This window comes from Chlamydia caviae GPIC (assembly GCF_000007605.1).
GTDB lineage: Bacteria > Chlamydiota > Chlamydiia > Chlamydiales > Chlamydiaceae > Chlamydia > Chlamydia caviae.
Genome location: NC_003361.3, coordinates 656018 through 675137 on the forward strand (window position 1 = coordinate 656018; position 19120 = coordinate 675137).

The following is a 19120-nucleotide window of genomic DNA, read 5'->3' on the forward strand; positions in this document are numbered from 1 at the left end:
CAAAAACAGGCCTTCGATAAAATCCCGAATCTTCCCTAATTCTTTTGCTATTTTTACAAAAAAGCTTTATCCACAAGTAGATCGTAGTCTTTTTTGATCTTCGAATAAGTATTCGTGAATCCTATTTAAAAGCATTATTTTTGTATCAACATCCACAAACGAAGAGACTATAGCCTCCACATTGAGTTGTATGATTTCTTTAAAAGTTAGAGGTGAAGATTTCACATGAGTTAAATGAGAATCTTCATCGGCAGGGAATCCAGATAAAAGCAACATCGTATTTTGCAAAGAAGTCCCTCCCATTTGGGGATTATCAGAACTCAATGTTACGCTAAGCTTATGGTCTCTGAATAATGCAAAGAAAGGATGCTCATCAAGATTATTAATGATCGTTTTACCGCTCTTGTTCAATCCAGAATATTGATGCAACGAAGCTCCAAGTACCAGGTTAATAGCCGGAGCCATAACAAGTGTGATGTTTTTCTCTTGAATTTCATGAATCGTTGGCACATGTTCAATTGCCTGAAACCCATGGGCTATTCTTTGTATAGGTAAAGCTTGTATCGTTTGGTTTAAATATAAAAATCCCGTCCCCTCTCCTGCGTGAGCTTCACAACCAAATCCTTTCTCATAAGCATGACGATAACCCGAAGTTAATTTTGTTGGTGCTGCCTCAGGACAAATTTCTGCTCCGGCAGATTGCAAGCCAACAAAGAGGTTAGGGAAGAACGACTCGGCTTCATCAAGCCAACTCGCAGCCTCTTCTGAGCGTTGTTGTGTAGATTGCTGGAGATTAGAAGAGCCTGTTTTATTAAAACAATTGAGAAAGCGAAGGGTAATTCCTTGACTCTGGAAAAGTTGAGAAGCTCTAGAAAATAGATCATACAATCGTAAGCGAGCTTCTAGAGGTTTAAGCGAAGGATAAATTACATAAGCTATGCGGATATTTTGTTGGACTTCGGTGTAAATGATATTATCTTGTCTACATTGTTTTAAGTAATTTTGCAGAACAAGCCACAGATCATTTTCGTTCTGGATTCCTCCCGGAGGATATCTATGCCCCTGTACGGTAGCCATAATCCGATCAAAGCTAGCAAAATCACGGGTGATAATAGCATATTTTAATAAAGAAACATTAGGGTCCCGCTCATAGCGAATACTCTCAAAGTTTCTGAATATTTCAGCATAACTCTTGTGAGGGTTCCCATTAGAGAAGGCTGGAGATTTCCATTGATTATTCTCCCACTTTATCAGACCATTTCTGACTCCCAACTCCCAAGCTGTTTCTGGCGAAATAGTCCCTGGAAGGTGCACGTGAATATCCGCTTTAGGGAGATCTTTAATAAACTGACTCGTACAAGGAGTGTCATCGTACAACTCAGATGTCAACTGTGACAACTGTTGGATAATTAAAAAAAACCTCTTATCGACCATATCTTATTTTACTTTCTTAATATCAGATCTTACTCCCACTCAATAGTTGCCGGCGGTTTATCGGAAATATCGTAAACCACCCTGCAAACTTCAGGGATTTCATTAATGATACGCGAGGAACAACGGTTAAGAAATTCTCTAGATAAAGATGGCCAGCATGCTGTCATAAAATCAGTAGATTCTATTGCACGTAAAGCTATCGTATAACCGTAATGACGGCAGTCACCTTTTACAGCAACAGATTTACATGGCAAGAAAACAGCAAAAGCTTGGCTAACCTTGTGGTATAAATTCGCTTTTTTTAGTTCTTCAATAAAAATGCTGTCAGCATTTTTCACTATTTCTACATATTCCCGACGAACTTCCCCAAGAACTCGGACTCCTAAACCAGGACCAGGAAAAGGATGTCGGGATATTAGGACGTCCGGCAAACCCAAAACTTTACCTAAAGCTCTAACTTCATCTTTAAAAAGAAAACGTAGAGGTTCTAAAAGCTTCAAATTCAACTTTTCTGGAAGTCCACCTACATTATGGTGAGACTTGATTACTTGTGTTGCGTCACAAGATTTTGCAGATTCAATTACATCAGAGTAAATAGTCCCCTGAGCTAACCATTGAACATCGAGATTTCTAGATACTTCATCGAAAACTTCGATAAAGGCGGCTCCTATGACTTTACGTTTTTGCTCAGGATCTTCTATTCCGGATAGGTCATGGAAAAATTTTTCAGAAGCATCTACCACAAGGATCTCTAACCCTAGAGAAGAGAATTGTTGTTTAACTTCTTCCACTTCATTCTTTCTTAATAGTCCAGTATCAACGAAGACACAAGACAAGCGATCACCTAGAGCATTATGAAGCAAAACAGCTAAAACAGAAGAATCTACGCCTCCAGATAGGCCGAGAAGGACACGTTCTGTTTCTCCCACCTTTTCTTTAATGCTTTGAATAAGTTGTTTTTCTATTGTTTCAATTTTCCAAGTTTCTGAGGCCTGACAAATATGCTTCACAAAATTTGATAAAATTTTATCCCCTACGGCTTGAGAATCTGAAACTTCAGGATGGAATTGAAGACCAAAAAGTTTTTTCTCTGGGCATTCTATAGCAGCAATAGGACAGTGCTGAGAACTCGCTATAACAAAGAAATCTTTAGGAGGAATAACAACAGAATCACAATGACTCATTCGAATTTCTGTATGGAAAGCATCCTGATCAACAAGACCTTTAAAAAGTTCGCTTGGATAAAACACTATAGGTGTATAACCAAATTCGCTTTTTCCTCCCTGAACTTCACTTCCAAAATCTCTAGCAATCAGCTGCATGCCATAGCACACTCCAAGTATAGGGATGTTGCTGTTATAGATTTCCTTATCAACTTTAGGGCTATTCTCCTGATAAACCGAATGTGGTCCTCCTGAAAAAATTAGACCTGAGGGAGATATTTGAAGAATCTTTTCTAAAGGTGTATTCCAAGTGAGGACCTCACAAAAAACGGAAAGCAAACGTATTTTTTTTGCTAGAACGTTCGTATATTGGGAACCAAAATCAAGAATGAGAATATTACTCAAGATAGAAACCCTCTATTATTTAGAGATTAGATAATTCGGAGCATGCTGAATGTGTTGCAAGTTATGGATGTGGCTTTCAGATCTTCCAGAATGAGTGATTCGGGAAAATACAGCGTTCTGGCGCAATTCTTCTAAATTGCGAGCTCCTAAATAGCCCATCCCCGATCGAATCCCTCCTAGAATTTGATAGAGAACGTCGTGAAGAGAGCCTTTGTAAGGCACAAGCCCTTCAACACCCTCTGGAACAAATTTTTTAGCATTACTTTCTTGAAAATAGCGCTCGGCACTACCTTTCTTCATAGCACCGAGAGAACCCATACCTCGATACATCTTGTAAGCACGTTCATTAATCTGAACGATTTCTCCTGGAGCCTCATCAGTTCCTGCTAGCATGCTACCGAGCATAACACAATGCGCTCCAGCAGCTAGAGCTTTAACAATGTCTCCAGAATAGCGCATCCCCCCATCGGCAATGACACGTACAGAAGAATCACGCAATGCTTCAGAAACATCCATAATTGCTGTCAACTGAGGCAATCCTACACCCGAGATAATCCGCGTTGTACATATAGATCCGGGACCAATCCCCACTTTAACAGCGTCTACACCAATTTCAGCCAAACAAAGAGCAGCTGCCTTTGAAACAATATTCCCCACAATGAGAGTTACAGGATAATTCTTTTTAAGGGTAAAGGCTGTATCAAGCACCAATTTAGAATGCCCATGAGCAGTGTCGACTACTAAAGCATCTATACCTGCCTCAACTAAAGCTTCTGCTCTTTCTAAACCTTGTTGACCGATACCTACGGCACCGCCAACTACTGAAGAGGCGCTTTGCGATTTTATCTGTTTTACGACAGCAACCTGTGCATTCACATCCATATTTTTATGAACAATCCCAAGTCCTCCTGCCACACTCATGGCTGTAGCCATAGACAACTCTGTGACTGAATCCATTGCTGCAGACAAGATAGGGATAGTTAAAGATAAAGATTCTGAAACAGAAGAAGCTAAACAAGTATCTTGAGGAAGAACTTCAGAATACTGAGGAACTAATAAAACATCATCAAAAGTCAGGGCTTCGCGCATATACTTCTCAATGAGGAAAAATGATTAAGACCGGGCGCTGATTGAGAAACTTATTCTTCTCATCAGTAATAAATAAAAGAAAAATCGTACTCGAATACAGTTAAACGATTTCAATTGGGGGAATTGTAATACCACCACACAATAATCTCAACAGATTATTGAAGATTTTAAGAAAATCACAAGGAAATCAAATGGAAAGCCGTTGTAGATCCTGAGACGATAAGAGAGGCTAAAATTATTCAGGAGCATTTGATTTAGAATAGGGAATAGACAAACTAGGGCTGATAAATAGCTCCTAGAGAAAAAACTATTTGGTTCATCCTTATTTAATAACGCAATGGAGCGTCTTTGTATTCTTCATGAATAGTCTTTATTGACTGCTCATTAGATAAAAATGTCGTGTCTAGATAATCCTGAGCAAAATTTTCTCCGAAATTCTTTTTTACATTATCAGATTCGACTGCAGCCCAGATCATAGAATAATAACCTTTTACTGGTAAAACATCACTGGAACACACTTGAGGTCCAGCAATCCAGGCAAAAGCTATACTACGGTTACACTTCCCCGTAGGTCTATAATCAGACACTACAACAGGAACAAATTCATAAACTCCTTCACGACGACGACAAGACACAAAATCATCTTCTCCAATACCCAAAACAATACCGTTGCAAGATTTTCCTGGCATACGTTTTAAATTTAAAAAACCGCGATTTTTAGGACCATCTGCTTCGGTTAATCTAGTAGTCCCCCCTACACAATCAACATCTAAATTGAATATTCTTACATAATCACGTAACCAAACAGCATAGGGATGGTATTCCTCAAGAGTATTTCTCGCTGAAGCTGGATTCATTAAACTCCCATAAACAAACATAGGAATATAAGGAGTGGTTAGATTCATTTTTGCATGTATTTCTCTCCAGATCCTACGAGATTCTTCGTCCACTCTCGCAATAACTTTAGGATCTTTATTTTCCTTTGCCAAGCATTGTGCTGGTGTATAAGCGGCAGGATAGGAAGAAAAATCAGAAATAGGTAAGTTAATACAAAATACCTGATCAACACTAGCATCCTTTGTAAAAGTGGGTTGAGAACAACCACTAAGAACTAATAAACATCCGCATAGATATGTTATTGATTTATACATTAAAGATCCTCCCCTATACATGAGAAAAAGATAATTACGCATGAGTACTCCCCAATTCATTGACTTCTATGAGAGCTGCTAATTTCTTAAGATTTTGAATATGTTCAACATAATCATTCTTCGGCATGAATTTGAATTTCACTCTCTTTTTAACAAGCTTATGAAAAATACTTATGTGAATTTTAAATAAGCTTCAAGATATAAGCCTTGCAGGGATTCCATCATTCAAACGGATAGACCTGTCAAGCAGATAGAATTGATGAACCAATTTAAAAAAAATCCATAAGAAGTCAATAAGAGGGAAATAAGTATCCTCATGAAATTAAATGTCTTTTCTCCATTCTGAAATTATTACGAACGATCTATCCATCTTAAGAATTCAGATGACCCATTGCGGTTAAAAAATTTTTTATATATCCTATCCAACCAAAAATTAATAAACCAATTAGGGATTCGGCATGTCAAATCCAATACCTACACAACGCCTAAATATTTCTTCTTTTCACTCAATTACGAGTCATACTTTAATGGAGGGAAATTTTTCCCCTCGCAGAGCATCTCTACGACTATTTTTAGATACAATGTTGATTGTTCTAGGTTTCTCTACTGTAGTTTCAATCTTTGTAGCAATATTTTTTCTCAATGGACTCAGCATGCTAAACACAACAACAATTGTCTTATCTGTATCGTTGATTCTGATGGGCATTATATTTATCAGCATCGGAGTGCTTTTCTTTGTCAATAACATAGAACAAGGACTTTCAGGCATTTTGAAAAAACGTTTAAGTGAAGCAGAGTCGGAAATCAAAGATCTTAGAGATCAGCTACAAAATTATGAGCTTAATCTTGCATTTGCTCCATCGGAAGATCGTATAGAAAATTCTGAAAATATAGAACCCCCTGCATCTACAGAGGTCCCTGTAGAGACCATTGTGGAGATAGATGAACATATGAGTTCTACAACGTCTTGAATGAAAATTTTAGATCAGACTTTAGCTAAAACGTTACCAAAAACAAACAGCCAAAAAATCAATCATTTAGGAAAGCTTGGGTGGATTTTCTAAAAAAACGCGTTTCTAGCACTACCTGAGCCCTATTATTTTTTTGTTTTTATTCAATGTTTTTATCGCAAACAAAGTTGCAAGTTGTTAGTGTCTTTTGCTTTTAAACTAAATATTGCAAACGAGACAAGGATATGAGAACACAAAACTTCTTTCTATCGAAAATCAGATTATTGGGTGCTTTATGCCTAGCTTCCCTTGCTGTTTTAATTACTGGATGTGATGCTGATGATGCATTTACTAGCGATAAACAATTAGTTGAAGAAGCTAAAACTTCAGCTCCAATTTTCACCAAAACCAACGGCGCTGATGACATCTGGGATACAATAAAAGCAGCCTGGGGATTATCTAAGCAGATGAATTGTGTTCCCGTAGTGATTTACGACGACCTTATGAATCCTTCCAAATTCCAAGCTAAAGGGGGAAGTATTTGGAACACTGTTGTAGAAGTTTCTAACAGCAAACGTATTTTCAACTACGATACACGTGCCGATAAAAATGATGCACGTAATGATAAAAAAGAGAATTCTGCAAAAAATTACGCTGATATTAACGCTCTTGCTTTAGATTTACAAAACAGTAAAGAAGAATCTCATTTCACCGCTGTTTTACATGGCGTTGAAAAAGAAACATTTATCGCTTTATGCGATTATTATCCACAACACAGTTTAGTACCTGTAATCGTAACTAAAACATCTGATGACCGTACTACTTATGGCCTCGGATTTATGTTCTCAGTAACAAACCCTGCTTTACAAACTCGTCAAGACGTGCTTCCTAACCACGCACGTTTCTCAGAAATCTGGGATAGCATCAATTGTAAAGATGTTACTGACTTGTACGGAGAGGATTTCCCTGCAACCTATATCAATACAACAGTCCTTGCTAACGGAGAGGATTTCCCTGCAACCTATATCAATACAACAGTCCTTGCTAACGGAGAGTCTATCACCTCTTTAATCCCAGCAAACAAGTAATTTAAAGTGATCTTTAGAATACTTGTTACAAAACCTCGCAAATATTTTTGCGGGGTTTTTTCATTTCAACTCAATACAGACAAACATCTATTATAAAAAAAACACTTTTCATCAACGTCTTGCCACATCAAAAGCCTGAATAGCCTTCAAATCACAAACATCTGCAATATTTTTATTGCGTTCACATTTAATGCTTTAGAGATTAACCTTCTAAGATTCCCAATCTCTACTTAAGGCAAATCCATGTTATTAACTTACGAAACTGGTTTAGATTTTCTTCACCAAACACGAAAATATCCCTGCTTCGTAAGAAGCGCTTTCGCCCGTGAAGCCCAAATGGGTCAAGAACCGTACTTACGTTTAGGTATAGTGGATTTAACGTTAATTTCTTCTAACGATCTAAAATTGTCTTTATTAAACTCTATTCCTATTTTAGGAACTATTCGTGGTTTAGCACGTCTTTATAGCGTGTGGTCTGTTAAAGATAGAAGTAAAGACCGCGTCAAAGATTTAGTAACACACACCTTTTTAGGGATTTTCGAAACCCTAGGGTTAGGCGTAGGCCTTCTAGTTATGAAAATCGTTATTACAGCTTTGATACGCATTGCCTTTCTTATCCTTGTATTATTTGCTGCGCTCTACCAATTCACAAGAACAAAAGTCCAACAGCTATCATGTTTTTCTGAATAAAATTCTATAACTAATAAAGATTAGAACAAGCAACGAAAGGAAGTTGGGTTAAACATATTATTAACCTCTCTTCCTAGCCTTCCCTTAGGAAATCTTTTAGATTTTTTAATATTCCTTTGCTCTATTTTTGTATCAAAGTAGCCCTAAAGTAAAATAGATGCAAATTAAGTTGCTTTCTCTCTATACTTTTAGATCATTTGCCAATCTAAATTCTTTATTAATTGATCTATCTTCTAGGAATCCTAGACTAAGGAGAGGCTATTTTGCATAATGAAATGATTTTTATAGCACAAACCGTGTTGATTGTACTGGCAGGGATATTCTTTGCTTCTAAAAGCACAGGATGGCTAACGGGATGGTTGGCTACTCTATCAGTAATTATGAATGTATTTGTGCTAAAGCAGATTGTTCTATGCGGTTTAGAGGTGACCTCTGCTGATGTCTATATGATCGGGATCCTCTCCTGCTTAAACTTCTCTAGAGAGCTCTATGGGCAAAATAAGGTAAATGAGGCGATGATCGGCTCGTGGATTATCACAATAGCATTTCTTCTTCTAACGCAATTGCATCTCGCCCTTGTTCCTTCACCAAATGACACAACCCAAAACCATTTTATAGCGTTATTCTCACCAACACTAAGACTCACTTTAGCCTCTTTGATCACTGTGATTTTCGTGCAGATTGTGGATCTTAAGCTCTTCTCATATCTCAAAAACTTATTTCAAGATAAGGCTTTTGGAACCCGCTCAGCTATCTCTTTAATCTCCTCGCAAGTCTTAGACACCCTTCTCTTTTCTTTCCTAGGTCTCTATGGCATTGTATCCAACCTCTTTCATGTCATCCTATTTTCTCTCATTACAAAAGCGTGTGTGATTGCCCTATCAGTTCCTATCGTAGTTCTTGGCAAACATTTTAGAAAAAGAAATGCAGTGTAACCCCTCCCACAAATTCTATTTACAGGAAAATATAGGCCACTATACGCTTATTTTTCTGTTTCCAAGCGAGATATGAAATAATAGTTTTCTCCGGGGATAATTCAGGTTCCTAACCGTGGCATTAAAATTTCACGTTCTTCATCAATCTAAAAAATCGCGAGCCCGTGTCGGCAAAATAGAAACTGCCCATGGAATCATAGACACCCCTGCTTTTGTGCCCGTGGCAACCAATGGCGCGTTAAAAGGCGTCATAGACCATAGCAATATCCCACTCATGTTTTGCAATACCTACCACCTCCTGGTGCACCCAGGAACAGAGGCTATTGCCGCTATGGGAGGACTTCATAAATTTATGAATAGAAATGCTCCTATAATCACAGATTCTGGAGGATTTCAAATCTTCAGTCTTGCCTATGGCTCAGTAGCAGAAGAAATCAAAAGTCGCGGGAAAAAGAAAGGCTCTTCATCAATCTTAGAGGTTAATGACGAAGGCGTATGGTTTAAATCTTATAGAGATGGGCACAAACTCTTTCTATCCCCAGAAGTTTCTGTACAAGCTCAAAAAGACTTGGGTGCTGATATCATTATCCCCCTTGATGAGCTCCTACCCTTTCATTCCGATGAAAAGTATTTCCTATCCTCATGTTCACGAACGTATGTCTGGGAAAAACGCTCTTTAGATTACCATAAAAAAGACCCTAGACATCAGTCTATGTATGGGGTAATTCATGGGGGTATAGATCCTGAACAAAGAAAAATAGGTTGTCAGTTTGTTGAAGACCATCCTTTCGATGGTTTTGCTATTGGAGGCAGCTTAGGAAGAAATCTGCAAGAAATGCTCCCTGTTGTTGACGTCACCACTTCATATTTATCTAAGGATCGCCCTGTGCATCTTTTAGGGATAGGAGATCTCCCCTCAATACATGCTACTGTCGGCTTGGGCATAGATTCTTTCGATAGCTCCTACCCAACCAAAGCAGCGCGCCACGGTTTGATCCTATCCTCTCAAGGGCCTATCAAAATTGCCAATCAGGCTTATGCTAATGATCTTTCTTCCCTAGATCCTGAATGCACATGCGCTACATGCACTTCAAACATCTCTAGAGCTTATCTACGGCATCTTTTCAAGGTTCATGAACCTAATGCAGCTATTTGGGCCTCTATCCATAATTTGCACTATATGCAAGAAGTAATGAAAAATATCCGAGAACAGATCTTAAATGACGAGATCTGATTCTCCTTGTTTTTTTAAATCGACACTCAAACTATTAATTCTATCGTCATTAATTTAAATCACTTAAAACAGCATTAAATAAAAAAATCTAGGGATTTGCTTTTTATTGAAAATAAGAATAAATTTCCTTCTCTAGTTTCATAGATAGAAAACCTCTCTCAAAAACCAAATAAAATTCCCGCTTCTAAATTATTCAACCTGAAATAGAAGACATTATAATTAATAAAACTATTATACTCTAAGTATAAACATGGCTTGTTTCATCTATAAATATAAAAATAATACAGAGTTTTTTTGTGATAATCAGAACGCCTGCTGGTTATTTAAACAAGGCTTTATCAGGTCAGACACTCAATTGCTGCCCTACACACTGGATTGGGAAATCGACATAACTCATACCGATGAAATCAAAGAACTTATTATTCGTTGTGTTCCTATAGTGGGGAGCATTCTCGGTTTCGGAAAAATCTATAGTTTGTGGTCCACAAGGGATCCTACAGACCGATATAAAGATATCTTATTTCATACTCTCTCTGGAGTGTTAGAAACTTTAGGGTTAGGTATCGTAGCCTTAAGTTTAAAAATCATCAAAACAACAATCTTTTACTTCTTTGAATTCCTTGAATGCTTAATGTATGCGATTATCTCTATAATTCTCCCTGACTCTCCAGCTGCAGAAAGATTCGTGCTTATCTAACCATGAAAGTATGCACTTTAACAACCTCCCACAAACAACTCAGAACGTTTAGCCGAAAATCTAAAGTTTTAAATGACTATGTTTATCAATAAGTAAAGACTAGGAATATCTTTACAGAAGCCATCTAATTGAAATCATACTTCAAAAAAACAAGCCTACAAGACATTATGAACAAACAGCTTGCGTGTTTCGCACTTTATTTATAATTGAAATTATTAAGAAAGAGAAATAGTCTCTTTAGATCTTAATTTTAATAGAAACAAATATAGTAATGTCTGTTGATGTATAATAAGGAAAACCTATCCTTGTAGTCCTAAATTTTCTGTCCTTTTTCCCCAACAGTGTTTGTGGTTATTTTCTACGAAAATAACTCACAACAACATCAAGAATCCCCAGATCAATATACAAGATAGTTGCGAGTTCCATCGAGATAACCAGCTTGTATCATGTAATTCATAGACATTCTTCTATACCCTATAAATTCAACTAAAGAGGATGTCACACTCATGTTTATAAATACCTATAGAGATAATTCAGAATTTAATCATACAACACAAAACTATCCCACATTATTTAAACTGGGATTTGTTCGTGATGAATTCGGACTTAAAAGGTGGAATTATGAATGGATACTGTCCATTGATATCGACGATTTAGATGCGGATGGTATCGCTGTACAAATTTTACGCGCTCTCCCTCTTATAGGAACCGTCATGGGATTAAGTAGAATCTATAGCGTATGGTCTACAGATACATTCGATGACAACCTAAAAGATAAAATCATCCATACACTAGCAGGCCTTATCGAAACCTGCGGATTAGGACTCATCACTTTAATCATGAAAGTTTTTTATAATATTTTCGCACACATCATTTTCGCAATTACCGCTTCATGTGTGCGGCTATGCAAAGGCATAGAAAAAGAAGAAGAAGTCAGAGAACTCTTAGGCAATATATTCGCTTGTGGAAATTGATCTCTCTAAAACTTTCCATTTTTGAAATAAATCATTAAAAAACAAAGATTTCTAAAAAATAAAAACGATAGGTTATTACACTTTAATAGCTTGCAGATTTGCTTTGCATTTATAATTGCAACTATATGAAACAATACATAAACTGCTTTGCTCTCAGCGTTTAAAAATGAAAAATATAGTTATGTTTATTGAAAGATATCAAAACAATCGGGATTTTGTTAATGCAACAAGAGACGTTTCTCCCCTATTGAAATCAAGCTTTGTTCGTAAATCTCATTATGTGCGATCTATTAGCGAGGAATGGAATCTCACAACAAGAAATGGCGTTTTCTCCAAAACAAATCTTCAGGAAATTAAAAAAGCCACGCCTCTCTTAGGAACTATCCTAGGTCTAGGCAGGTTGTATAGCGTATGGTCTACAAAAGACAATATAACAAGTAAAAAAGAGCTCGTCCTGCATACCCTAACCGGCGTTGTGGAAACTTTAGGATTAGGGATCATTCTCCTAATCGCAAAAATTATGCTTACTGTAATCAAAACGTTATGGGAGAAAGTCGCTATGCGCTATTCCTTTTGTACTTGTTACAGAAATTTAGAAACTAGCTCCACATCTTCAGGACGTTCTAGGAATCGTGACAATTCTCAAGAGATTCGAGATTTCAAACCGAAGCCATTTGAAAATCCACCCGCAAATCCTTTCGACTTACCTAACTTCACTCCAGAGCAACTCTCTAATCTAGTCTCTACTATGGTGCAAGGCGATCCTTCTAAGGGAGAGAATATAACAATATCGCTCACAATAAATCCTGAAGCTATGGAACATATGGTAAATGCAACAACACAGCTCTTAGCTAATACCATAAATATGAATGAGATTAGTGAGGAAGAATTGACAAGAAATATGTCTCAATTTCAAAATCTTCTAGATCCAAATCTGATGCAGGGCTCAATGCCCGCGGTGGCAGCTTCTTTAAGAGAGTTACCCTCTAGTGAAGAAGAAGAATCTTAAAATTCACTCCAATTAAGTATAAAAAAATCTGAATCTCTTCTCATGTATTATCTCTTATACACAACAAAATATAAGAGAAGAGCCTTCGAATCTTAAAAGCACACTCAAGCTATCTCTTTTTACCTCAAGACAAAATCAATAAGCAAGAAATAGGGGAAACAGCAATCTGTGAACCTAAAAACAAACGTTGTACACTCCCTTGATCCCTTTCCTTAACGACCAAGACCTTCTCCACTGCGGCCTATAAGTCATTAGAAAACATATATTTCCAAAATAACAAAAAAATATTGAAACCATATGAAGCAATTTATAATCTACTCTGCTCTCAGCATTTAAAAGTGAAAAATATAGTTATGTTTATTGAAAGATATCAAAACAATCGGGATTTCATTAATGCGACAAAATATGTTTGTCCTTTATTGAAATCCAGTTTTGTTCGCGGATCTCGCGGTGTTCAACCTATTTGCGTGGAATGGACTCTCACAACAAGAAATGGCATTTTCTCCAAAACAAATCTTCAGGAAATTAAAAAAGCCGCGCCTCTCTTAGGAACTATCCTGGGTCTAGGTAGGTTGTACAGTGTATGGTCTACAAAAGATAGAACAACAAGTAAAAAAGAGCTACTCCTACACACTCTAACCGGTATTGTGGAAACTTTAGGGCTGGGGATCATTCTCCTAATCGCAAAAATTACGCTTACTGCAATCAAAACAATCAGGAAAAAAATTAACCTATACTATTACGGTTCGAGACGCCTACCCTCCAATGTATTTGCTCGCTCTGACAGTGCTTCTGATGATGAGAGTTCCTCTGATTCTGATTCAGAGATAGTAACATCAGCAGTACCTCTAGAGTTCTATAATAGGCTAGAACAATTTGCTGCTATGGTTACTACACAGGAATAAACAACGGGAAACAGTAACCACTCGCCAAGACCTTACATTCTAAGAAACAATAATTTGCCACCCTTACAGCAGCTGACGAAGCATTGTGAAAGAGTATATTATAAAACAGAATCTCTTCCGATGTATTATTTTGTATAAACGATATAAGGAAGAGATTCGATCTTACTCATAGCAAACTCAAGCTACTTCTTTTTACTTCCTGATAAAATCAATAAACACGAAATAGCGCAAAATGCTAAGGCTGATGCCATGGGAACAGTAATAAATCCAAAAACGAATAGTTTTGTGGAGCAAGACACCCTACCGCAAATATCTATCGTCATTCCAGAAATCTCTTGAAGACAAATTTGATACACGGCAATCACCATGCCTGTAATTGATAAAGGTAAAGCATAGATCTTTACTAAATTATCCTCACGGTATGTAGCGATTCCTAAAATAATAGATAAAGGGAATAAGCAAATTCTTTGATAATAACATAAAACACAAGGCTCTATGTTTAACAGGTAGCTGTAATAAATACTCATCACTGTCCCTGTAGAACAAATCAACCAAGCAAAATATAAAGCGTTATTACGAAGGAATCTAATCATCATTTTCCTCTGTAGCTTGTAAATGGCGGATTTGTCGAATCACACGTTCTAACTCATCAAACGTAGGATCCTCGATGAGATAATCTCCAACAACAGCTGTTGGTGTTGCTAACTGCCCGCCAAGAACCTGAGAACCATAAATATTATTCTTCTTAATTTGCTCTTCATACTGCTGAGAATCAACACATTGCATTAATCCCTTAGGATTAATGCTACGCCCTGAATGCGTTTTCAAATTCTCAGAAAGCTTAGTTAATACTTCCGGAGTGGCCCAGCGTTTCCCCTCTTCCTTAGGATAAGTAAGCAACCTATGGAAATATTCTATATAAGCTTCTATATCCACCTGACGTGGATCATGATGGTATATACAAAGTAATGCTTGAGCCGCCGGCATCGATCCCCGAATAAAACATACAGGAATTAACGTAAATGATACCTCTCCTGTATCAATGTATTTCTTTCTTAATAGAGGGAAAACCTCTGTGCTAAACTCCGCACATGCAGCACATGAGGGTTCCTCAAACACCGTAATGTTAATCGGCGCATAAGGATTCCCAAGAGTCGGGAAATGCTTGGCATTGGTAGGGATATGCGCTTTGGGAGGCAATATCTGCTGCTTTTTATAAAGCATTAATCCAAAGCATAGTAGGAAAAAAGCACTTGTAACTATGACTAATATCTTTTTATTCAATGATCGTTCTCTTCTCTTATAAGGCTCTTACAGAACCAAGAAATAGAATAAAAAAATAAAAATTCAAAACTATTTTTACACAACAGAAGAGAGAAGAGGCCTTATTGGCGTCTCGTACATATCAAGATAAGTTGAGATTAATAAAAAACCTTTTAGTTTTATTATTCTCATTCTATTTAGAAAGAAACATCCCAAAGTTTTTCTTTTCATGGATAAAGAAACCCTAGAAAATATTTATAAGCACTTCCGTTATCGATTTTTCAAACTCAGTATTCTCCCTGCATTTTTAGGACTGTTGCTTATATGCACGCCATACACTCTGAACTATCAAGCGCCTAGCGTCATCCTGTCTGATAGGATCTGCGGAAGCCTGTTAATCATCTTAGCCTTGATATCTTTTTTTAGACGTTCAGTACTTTGGTTTGGGGTATTTATAGGTATTTGGGTAACTCTTTTCCCTTGTTTCCCAGAACGCTCTTCTATCGTTTTTGCAAATGATACACTGATAGGCTTTGCTATCTTTGCTGTTGTTTGCATCTCCCCTACACGACCAGAAGCTTTGGAAGTCGGCCCTACTCTTCCTGAAGGCATGTCCTATAATCCATCTTCAGGAGGACGGCGTGCTGCTGTCTTAATCTTAAGCTTATTAGCTTGGCTGCAATCACGCTTTTTAACAGCATCCGCTTTAGGGATTTCCTCATCTGCTTTTGAGAGCGAATTCTTTGCCTATGCAGCGATGATGACTGCCTATTCCCTACTTGTTGTATTATCTCTATCCGGAGGAGAGCGTCGCTGGCATACACGACCAAAAATAGTGTTGGCAACAGCAATCACGTTACTATCTGCTATTATCCTCACCCTCATCCCTATCATATCGAAACAGATATCTTTAGATTGCTGGCTATGCCTTGCTCTTACGATACAGCCTGCTCTAGCATTCGTTTTTGCCTATGATGAATTCAGAGCAACATTCACATATCTAGGACAATTTCTTCGAAAAAAACGTGAACTTATTCGTATAGCACTATTCGGATCCGAATACTACAGAGATTCATTGTTTTGGGAAGAACGTACCGTCCTTCCTTTTACAAAAGCATGTAAACAAGCTTTTCTAGGCATTTCCTTCCCAATTAACCTTTTGATTGCTGTTTGGATAGCTATAGGCTTCATCAAAGTCAGCGATAGATTCGCCGTTACAGATGCACTGAGAAATTATATCGATATTTGCTGCTGGTTCATCATCGTACTCGCCACGCTATCTTTTGCCGATAGCCTGCGCCACCTTAGATGGCTATGTGTGATTTTTGCAGCTGCAATCCTACTTTCTCCTGTTGTCTTCCATATTCCCCTGCACGCTCCTATATTGATTCCAACCGTAATCGTCGGGATTGTTCTGATTGTTCTATCCATAGGGAAAATAACACAGAAAAAATAAATCACTCTTTACTGCGTGAGCATTGAGCTAATGCCTAATGAGGTATCTTGCTGCGGTACCTCAGCAGCCCTATCTTCCTCTTCTTCGGCTTCAAGGCGATCTCGTTTTTCCTTGTCGTCTGCACTCGCATAAATATCTTCTCGAGCACGATCTATACCCTCAGAAATAACACCATCATGCATAGAAGCATGCGGGGAATCCTTATGAGGAATAACCTCTATCGTTTGCAATAACGTAACACAAGAAAATGTCTGCGGATATTCAGGAAGGAGAACTTGAGATTCTACAAACGCTGCGACCTCTTTCTTCGTAAACTTCCCTTTTTGACTATTGCAATGATTTAAAATCTGTACGTAATTGCTCTCTGCTAATTTTTTATGCTTACTTAAAGCTCCTTTATGATGCTGAAAGGCATACATAAATAAAGGCGCCACAATCAATACCAAAGAAAAAATCCCAGGAAAAAGGAAAGGCAAAAACACATCTAAAGCAAAAGAAAATCCCTCTAGAGGGTACCCAACTAACATAGATCCTATCAAGATCAGCACTAAAGAACAGACTAAAACAATCCCAGCGATAAATACAAGAGGAGCGCCCTTACAACGATGGGAGTGAATACCACGATAAAGAGAAAGTTTGTCCTCAGAAGATAGTAAGGTATAACCTAACTTCGAAGACTCTAAGTTAACAAGCGGAAGGGTCATGTTGCAAGACACTCCCGAATGTTCTCTATAAGCAGATGAACATTACCAGCAGAGCGAGTTGAATCATTGAAAAATACAGGAACAAGTCCACAATTTTTAAGGACGTAAAATGCATCTCCAAGGAAGGCAACATCACGAAAATCATGGGTAACAAGCACTACAGTTTTATAGTCTTTTTTTGCTACCAGCAAAATGTACTTATACAACTGCTCCTTAGTTGTAATGTCCAAAGAAGAAAACGGCTCATCTAAAAGTAATATAGGCTTAGGAGATAAACACTGACAAGCCAAAGAGACTCTTTGCTTTTGTCCTTCAGATAACTCGTCGGGATAACAATCTAATAAATCGCCTATGTTAAAGCTTTCAATAACCTCGGCCAACTTCTCAGGAAATATAGAAAAACGCTTGCTCCTCACTCCCAATTCAGAAGCGAGATAAATATTTTTCAGTACTGTTCTCCAAGGAAGTAGTGTGTGCTTTTGCTGCATATAGGCAACGTCTGTTTGCTGAATAGGCTCGCCTAACCATAAGATTTCCCCTTCAGAAGGAGATAAGAAATTAGCAATCAAACGAAACAATGTCGTCTTCCCTATTCCGGAAACACCCAAAATAATAGAAATCTTGCCTGGATGAGAAGTAAAAGAAGCGTTTTTAAATATTAACTTATCTGAGTAGGAATAGCTGAGATTTTTGACTTCCAACATGTAGAAACCATGATTGTGGATAGGAAGACGGCTTGCGGTTACCAAGACTTGAACTTGGGACCTCGACATTATCAGTGTCGCGCTCTAACCAACTGAGCTATAACCGCGAGTTTGGAGACTAGGAGAGTCGAACTCCTGACCTTCTGAATGCAAATCAGACGCTCTACCAGCTAAGCTAAGTCCCCGTTTATTCTTCTCTTATTGCTATCGAAAAAGAAAAAGTTATCTTAATGACTAAGAGATTTAACCTCAACCAAAGAATTAAGAAAAAAATGAATTAGTGAGCCAAACAGATTTCTTTAAGGACACTTTTCAAAAGAGAGTCCATATAAAATTTACTTGTTTCACTCTGAAGCTGCAGCCAATCGGCATTACTTGAAGACTCTAAAGGATGAGGAATAAGAATATTAACTCCTAAACAAGGAATATCAAATTCATAACACACTTGAGAAACGGCTCCCCCAGCACTATCAAAACCTTGAATGTCAGAATAGACTTTTTGCAGTGAAAGGAAATAATTTTTAGACATGGTAAACGCCTCTCCTGTAGCGATGATGCCCTCCGCAAGTCCATGCTCTGTAGATGTCGTAGGCTTCAAATAACCGTGCGTTTTTAATAGATCCTCAATAGCTTTTTTATGAGTGGCTATAAACTGTCTTCCTCCGCTCTTTGCAGCCTCTCTATAGGCATCGCTTGTTGCAAAAATGCACTGCTTGATATCGGGAATTTCGAATCTTTTAAAAAACGGACGCACATCGGAATCATAATTCACATAGCCATTCGAAATTAAAACATTTCCAAAACGGCCCGTTTCTGAACGTGAATAACAGGTACCAATAATTAAAATAAGCTCTACACGATGCTTTAAAATCATATTACAGCTAATTACAGCGGCAGATACCTTGTTAGGCCAAAAAGAAGACATAACTAGATACTTCCCGAAATAATCTCCAGAATAGTATGTCCTTCTTCCTTCTATAGTTTTCTTACTATTAGCAAACCAAGGTATAGGACATTCTGCATCAGAAGATTCAGAAATTTCAGGAAGAGCAAAAATGATTCCTATACGAGATAGAGGCGCACTTTTTTCGCCAAAAATTTCAATGGCATCGGCTTTTAAAGAGATAACGGAACAACAAAGAATGGTGAAAAAAACAACGCGAAGAACCATAAAAATTCCCTCTATCGGATTCTGGTTCCTTATAGAAAAACACACTGTTAAAAAGAATGAAAAAGCTGGAGGTGAAGATAGCCCTTTCGACTCTAGAG

The 19120-nt window shown here is 37.7% G+C and carries 19 protein-coding genes and 2 tRNA genes; 10 read left to right on the top strand and 11 right to left on the bottom strand.

The window, feature by feature from the left end; translation table 11 throughout:
• Positions 1-66: 66 nt before the first annotated feature.
• The 4 genes from CCA_RS02890 to CCA_RS02905 all read right to left on the bottom strand — a co-directional run bounded on the left by CCA_RS02890 (position 67) and on the right by CCA_RS02905 (position 5242).
• Positions 67-1434, bottom strand: coding sequence for an adenosine deaminase (locus CCA_RS02890; RefSeq protein ID WP_011006529.1), 1368 nt, complete (start codon positions 1432-1434; stop codon positions 67-69).
• A 29-nt stretch (positions 1435-1463) separates the two neighbouring features.
• The gene (guaA, locus tag CCA_RS02895) at positions 1464-3002 is read right to left on the bottom strand and encodes a glutamine-hydrolyzing GMP synthase (protein ID WP_011006530.1); all 1539 of its coding nucleotides are present in this window, start codon (positions 3000-3002) and stop codon (positions 1464-1466) included.
• A gap of 15 nt (positions 3003-3017) precedes the next feature.
• Positions 3018-4091 carry an IMP dehydrogenase gene (guaB, locus tag CCA_RS02900; protein WP_011006531.1) on the bottom strand — a complete coding sequence of 358 codons (1074 nt, stop codon included), beginning with the start codon at positions 4089-4091 and terminating at the stop codon, positions 3018-3020.
• 326 nt (positions 4092-4417) lie between these two features.
• Positions 4418-5242 carry a gamma-glutamylcyclotransferase family protein gene (locus CCA_RS02905; RefSeq protein WP_041462271.1) on the bottom strand — a complete coding sequence of 275 codons (825 nt, stop codon included), beginning with the start codon at positions 5240-5242 and terminating at the stop codon, positions 4418-4420.
• Positions 5243-5700: 458 nt separating this feature from the next.
• On the opposite strand from CCA_RS02905, the gene CCA_RS05415 reads away from it, so the two are divergent.
• The 9 genes from CCA_RS05415 (at position 5701) to CCA_RS05165 (ending at position 13724) form a co-directional block, all read left to right on the top strand.
• A complete protein-coding gene (locus CCA_RS05415) occupies positions 5701-6213 on the top strand; it encodes a membrane protein (RefSeq protein WP_011006533.1) in 513 nt (170 codons plus the stop codon).
• 224 nt (positions 6214-6437) lie between these two features.
• Complete coding sequence (locus CCA_RS02915) at positions 6438-7280, top strand: hypothetical protein (RefSeq protein WP_011006535.1); 843 nt, start codon at positions 6438-6440, stop codon at positions 7278-7280.
• A 243-nt stretch (positions 7281-7523) separates the two neighbouring features.
• Positions 7524-7970, top strand: coding sequence for a hypothetical protein (locus CCA_RS02920; protein WP_011006536.1), 447 nt, complete (start codon positions 7524-7526; stop codon positions 7968-7970).
• Between the two features lie 263 nt (positions 7971-8233).
• A complete protein-coding gene (locus CCA_RS02925) occupies positions 8234-8905 on the top strand; it encodes a queuosine precursor transporter (RefSeq protein WP_011006537.1) in 672 nt (223 codons plus the stop codon).
• A 115-nt stretch (positions 8906-9020) separates the two neighbouring features.
• A complete protein-coding gene (gene tgt / locus CCA_RS02930; RefSeq protein ID WP_011006538.1) occupies positions 9021-10139 on the top strand; it encodes a tRNA guanosine(34) transglycosylase Tgt in 1119 nt (372 codons plus the stop codon).
• Positions 10140-10389: 250 nt separating this feature from the next.
• On the top strand, positions 10390-10836 hold the full coding sequence (locus CCA_RS02935) for a hypothetical protein (protein ID WP_011006539.1): 447 nt from the start codon (positions 10390-10392) through the stop codon (positions 10834-10836).
• A 506-nt stretch (positions 10837-11342) separates the two neighbouring features.
• Positions 11343-11810 (top strand): hypothetical protein, encoded by a 468-nt coding sequence (locus CCA_RS02940; RefSeq protein WP_011006540.1) that lies wholly within the window; start codon positions 11343-11345, stop codon positions 11808-11810.
• Between the two features lie 166 nt (positions 11811-11976).
• A complete protein-coding gene (locus CCA_RS02945) occupies positions 11977-12819 on the top strand; it encodes a hypothetical protein (RefSeq protein WP_238374147.1) in 843 nt (280 codons plus the stop codon).
• A 353-nt stretch (positions 12820-13172) separates the two neighbouring features.
• Positions 13173-13724, top strand: a complete 552-nt coding sequence (locus CCA_RS05165; RefSeq protein WP_011006543.1) for a hypothetical protein — start codon at positions 13173-13175, stop codon at positions 13722-13724.
• Positions 13725-13906: 182 nt separating this feature from the next.
• Here CCA_RS05165 and CCA_RS02955 read toward each other — a convergent pair whose 3' ends face one another.
• Together CCA_RS02955 and CCA_RS02960 are read right to left on the bottom strand one after the other, a co-directional pair.
• A complete protein-coding gene (locus CCA_RS02955) occupies positions 13907-14317 on the bottom strand; it encodes a disulfide bond formation protein B (RefSeq protein WP_011006544.1) in 411 nt (136 codons plus the stop codon).
• Entirely contained in the window at positions 14310-14948 is a 639-nt protein-coding gene (locus tag CCA_RS02960; protein WP_193328807.1) for a thioredoxin domain-containing protein, read from the bottom strand. The genes CCA_RS02955 and CCA_RS02960 overlap by 8 nt, the downstream gene beginning before the upstream one ends.
• Positions 14949-15216: 268 nt before the next feature.
• Here CCA_RS02960 and CCA_RS02965 point away from each other — a divergent pair, with 268 nt between their 5' ends.
• Complete coding sequence (locus tag CCA_RS02965) at positions 15217-16443, top strand: SPW repeat domain-containing protein (RefSeq protein ID WP_011006547.1); 1227 nt, start codon at positions 15217-15219, stop codon at positions 16441-16443.
• Positions 16444-16451: 8 nt separating this feature from the next.
• Here the strand turns inward: CCA_RS02965 and CCA_RS02970 are convergent, their stop codons facing one another.
• The 5 genes from CCA_RS02970 to CCA_RS02990 all read right to left on the bottom strand — a co-directional run bounded on the left by CCA_RS02970 (position 16452) and on the right by CCA_RS02990 (position 19022).
• Positions 16452-17147: a hypothetical protein gene (locus CCA_RS02970; RefSeq protein WP_041462217.1), complete on the bottom strand. Its 696-nt coding sequence runs from the start codon at positions 17145-17147 to the stop codon at positions 16452-16454.
• A complete protein-coding gene (locus tag CCA_RS02975; protein ID WP_011006549.1) occupies positions 17144-17851 on the bottom strand; it encodes an ATP-binding cassette domain-containing protein in 708 nt (235 codons plus the stop codon). The genes CCA_RS02970 and CCA_RS02975 overlap by 4 nt, the downstream gene beginning before the upstream one ends.
• 33 nt (positions 17852-17884) lie before the next feature.
• Positions 17885-17958, bottom strand: a tRNA-Ile gene (locus tag CCA_RS02980).
• A gap of 5 nt (positions 17959-17963) precedes the next feature.
• Positions 17964-18036, bottom strand: a tRNA-Ala gene (locus CCA_RS02985).
• Positions 18037-18128: 92 nt separating this feature from the next.
• Positions 18129-19022 (bottom strand): 5'-methylthioadenosine nucleosidase, encoded by an 894-nt coding sequence (locus tag CCA_RS02990; protein WP_011006550.1) that lies wholly within the window; start codon positions 19020-19022, stop codon positions 18129-18131.
• Positions 19023-19120 lie beyond the last annotated feature (98 nt).